The following is a 3,047-nucleotide window of genomic DNA, read 5'->3' as shown; positions in this document are numbered from 1 at the left end:
CCTTCAGGCCACGCTTACGACTGTTCATGATCCTGACCTTCTGCTGCGCTCGACTCGAATGCATCGCTGGAGTGAGAGAAAATGGTGCTGCACGTTATAGTGATGGACCACGACTGGATCAAAACCCTCACTCAGCAATGACTTAGCGAAATTCAAGCACTCTGATCTGCACGATTTTTTTGACAGATCATGCCCGCATTCTGCGCTGCAGATTCATCAGAGCGCTACCGATTTTGGCGTTGGCCACCTGGTCACGCAGCAGCTTGTAGTACCCCTGGGGCAGCTGAGCCCGCTGCCTTTTGGCGATCATGCGCTCGTCGCTGTGGAAGGTGTCCTCGGGCAGGTCATCACCCACTGGGAACTTCGCTACTCCTGCAGTTGCCCATGCACGCAGCATGCGCTTCTCACGGCGTGCGATCTCCTCGGGCGTGAGCCGCCGGGTGTTGCGCAGTGCTGGCGCCTTGATGATCCGGAAATGCTTGGTGAAGGTCGCACGGTAGGCGTAGTCCAGCAAGTCCTGCGCCCGGTCCAAGCCCAGCCGCTCATCCATGCAGGCGCCGCGCCGCATGCTCAACTCCATACGCACCACATGCTCTTCAAGGGGCAGGTCAGCATTCTGGTCTCGTGTCTTCAGGTAGAGCTTGGCCTGCATGAAGCCACGCTTGTTGCCGTAGATGATCTGCTCGCTCGTCTGGGCCTGTCTGCGCTCGAGTGGCTGGACAAGGCCATTCTTGGCACTGACACCACCGCGTGAGCCGTACCCCCACAAAGCCTGATCCTCGGGCCGGAATCGCCCTGCTACAGCCTTGAAAGTCTCGATCAGCAGGGCCTGTCGGCTGGCCGCACCAGTGCTGTCCTTTGGCGCCAGATCCACCGCAATCTCAATGCCCATCACCATGGGGTTGTCATAGACATTGACGATGCGCTCAAGGTCGTTCCGGCTGGGGTCGTGGACCGTCAGCTCCCACAGCACAGCGCCCTTCTTCGGCCTGATCAGCTCAGGCGTTCCGTCGAACGACGGCGGCATGGGAGGATTGCGACCGATGACAACCGTGACGAAGTCTATCTTCGCTGCAAATTTCAGTCGGTCGCAGGGGAGCGGCGGAGGTGGTGCGGGCACTTTCGGCATAAGCGCGGAATTTTCGCCGATCCGAGACTGCGCGAGGGCCGCGAAGCACTCTGGCCGGCCATGGCTGACCAGCTGACGAGCTGACGAGCTCCTCATGAAAAAGTGGTTTGTGATTCACTCAGGTTGAGCATGCCGAAGGTGCTCTTCTTACAGGGGCAGCTGGTATGTGCATCTTGCTTCCCTCTGGAGTGTCATTTGCAGCCCGATCTGCACACGGATTTCGAGCACTATGTCATGACCGTGGTCAGACATGATCTTGATCATGTTTTGCCTTGATGCAGCGAGTCATCACAAACATGGACATTCTTTGATCAAAAACACTTCAAGTCATTGATCTTATTGGAATAAAAGTCAACTCGAGTTCTTGACCTCCTTGGGTTTACGAGCTACTCGTCTTGGCGTGATCATCACGTCATGAATGGGGGGAATCAAGGCAGCAATCTCGACCGGGAGCACAAAAGCATCGACAGTCGGCTTCCTCTTGCTGGCATCTCGCTTCTCCCAGTAGACCTGTCCAGTGATCAAATCTGCCTCGTGGCCCACGATGGGTGCCACCTGATGCGGCGAGACATCGTTGTTCAACAAGGTGGTTATGAAGAGATGCCGGAAGCTGTGAAACACAGTCTCCTGCTTGGCCTCAAGACCTGCAGACTTTCTATAGCGCTGGAACCAGTTGGATGCAGCGTGCGCAGGACCGTCACGTCGTGCTCGACTCAGTTCGGGAAACAAGTGGACCTCGCCCTTGGCACGCATCTCAGAAACATAGTCCAGCAAGCCTATTCGGATGAGCTCACCATGCACTGGAACCAGTCGCCGGGCATTTTTCGTCTTGACACGTTTCTTTCTGCCGCCTACAGGAACATCCAAATCCGGGGCCTCGATGTCGTTGATGTCGATGCAAGGGATACCCTCGACTTCGATGAAGTCCTTCAAGTCCAGCTGGCACAACTCGCCAAGTCGGGCACCGGTGAAAATGGCCAACGGCATCAACCAGTACGCATAAGACATCGGAAACTTCTTGCTGATGAACTGCGGCGTCGTCAACAGTTTCCAGAGCTCGTCAGGCGTAAACGGCCGGCGTGTTTTAACCGCATCCCCAGACTGACCGAATCCCACGAACGGATTTGAATCAATACCCCACTTGCGCTTTTCCTCCAGCGCCCACTTGAACATGCCGCTGGCACGTTCCATCTTCTTGGATGCGTTGTACTCGGACTGCGGTGGTGGTGGCGGTTTGATGGCCAAAATCTGGGCTATGGTTTTCCCACGGTACGCCTCAGCCCTGGTGATGTTGGGCGGCAGCTTTTTCAGGATGGAGAAATACTGCCCAGCGACATCGCGATCAATAGCACCGATGTTCATGTCACCCATGGCAGCTATGAACATCTCCAGGTCTTTCTGGTAGCCTTCGAGTGTCTTGGCACCGGGCGGCTTCTTGCGCCCACCTTCGGCTCTGTACGAAAAGTGCGCCATGTAGGACTGGAGCAGCACCGAGAACTGAGCGGTACGCTCTGCTGCCCAAGGGAACTCGAGGCGCTCCTCGACTATGTTTTTTCCGTTGAGCTGGCCAGTAACGTAGGCTTGCTTGACGACGTTCTCCGCCCGTTTCTTGGGCACCATCTGCCAGATCTGCTCTTGCTGGCTCTCCAGCTCTTCCTTGAGCTGGACGATGGTCATCTTCAATTTGGCAGTCTCGAGCAACTGCAGTTGCCAGAGCTTGAAGTAGTCAGGGGGGATGGGCTCGTCGTTGGCAGACATTTCACGTAAAGCAGCCCAGAGGTGGGGCCGATCCAAGAGCAAAGGCAAAGCGCAGATTATCGCTTCGCGCCTCTTCTCGGTTTCCATGCTGAGAGGCTTTGTTGCGCAATTCAATCGAAGGGCGCACTGCCCCTGATCCCAGACGGATTTATCCCACGCG

At 56.3% G+C, this 3,047-nt stretch carries 2 protein-coding genes; both read right to left on the bottom strand.

Translation table 11 applies throughout. The annotated features are described in order from the left end of the window. Positions 1–187: 187 nt before the first annotated feature. The gene (locus tag C6P64_RS17410; protein ID WP_105749797.1) at positions 188–1,027 is read right to left on the bottom strand and encodes a hypothetical protein; all 840 of its coding nucleotides are present in this window, start codon (positions 1,025–1,027) and stop codon (positions 188–190) included. A gap of 453 nt (positions 1,028–1,480) precedes the next feature. After that, the coding region (locus C6P64_RS17405) for a site-specific integrase (protein WP_211296882.1) at positions 1,481–3,047 on the bottom strand (1,567 nt) is incomplete at its 5' end.

The organism is Malikia granosa, from assembly GCF_002980595.1.
GTDB lineage: Bacteria > Pseudomonadota > Gammaproteobacteria > Burkholderiales > Burkholderiaceae_C > Malikia > Malikia granosa.
This window is presented reverse-complemented; position numbering and strand designations above follow the sequence as displayed.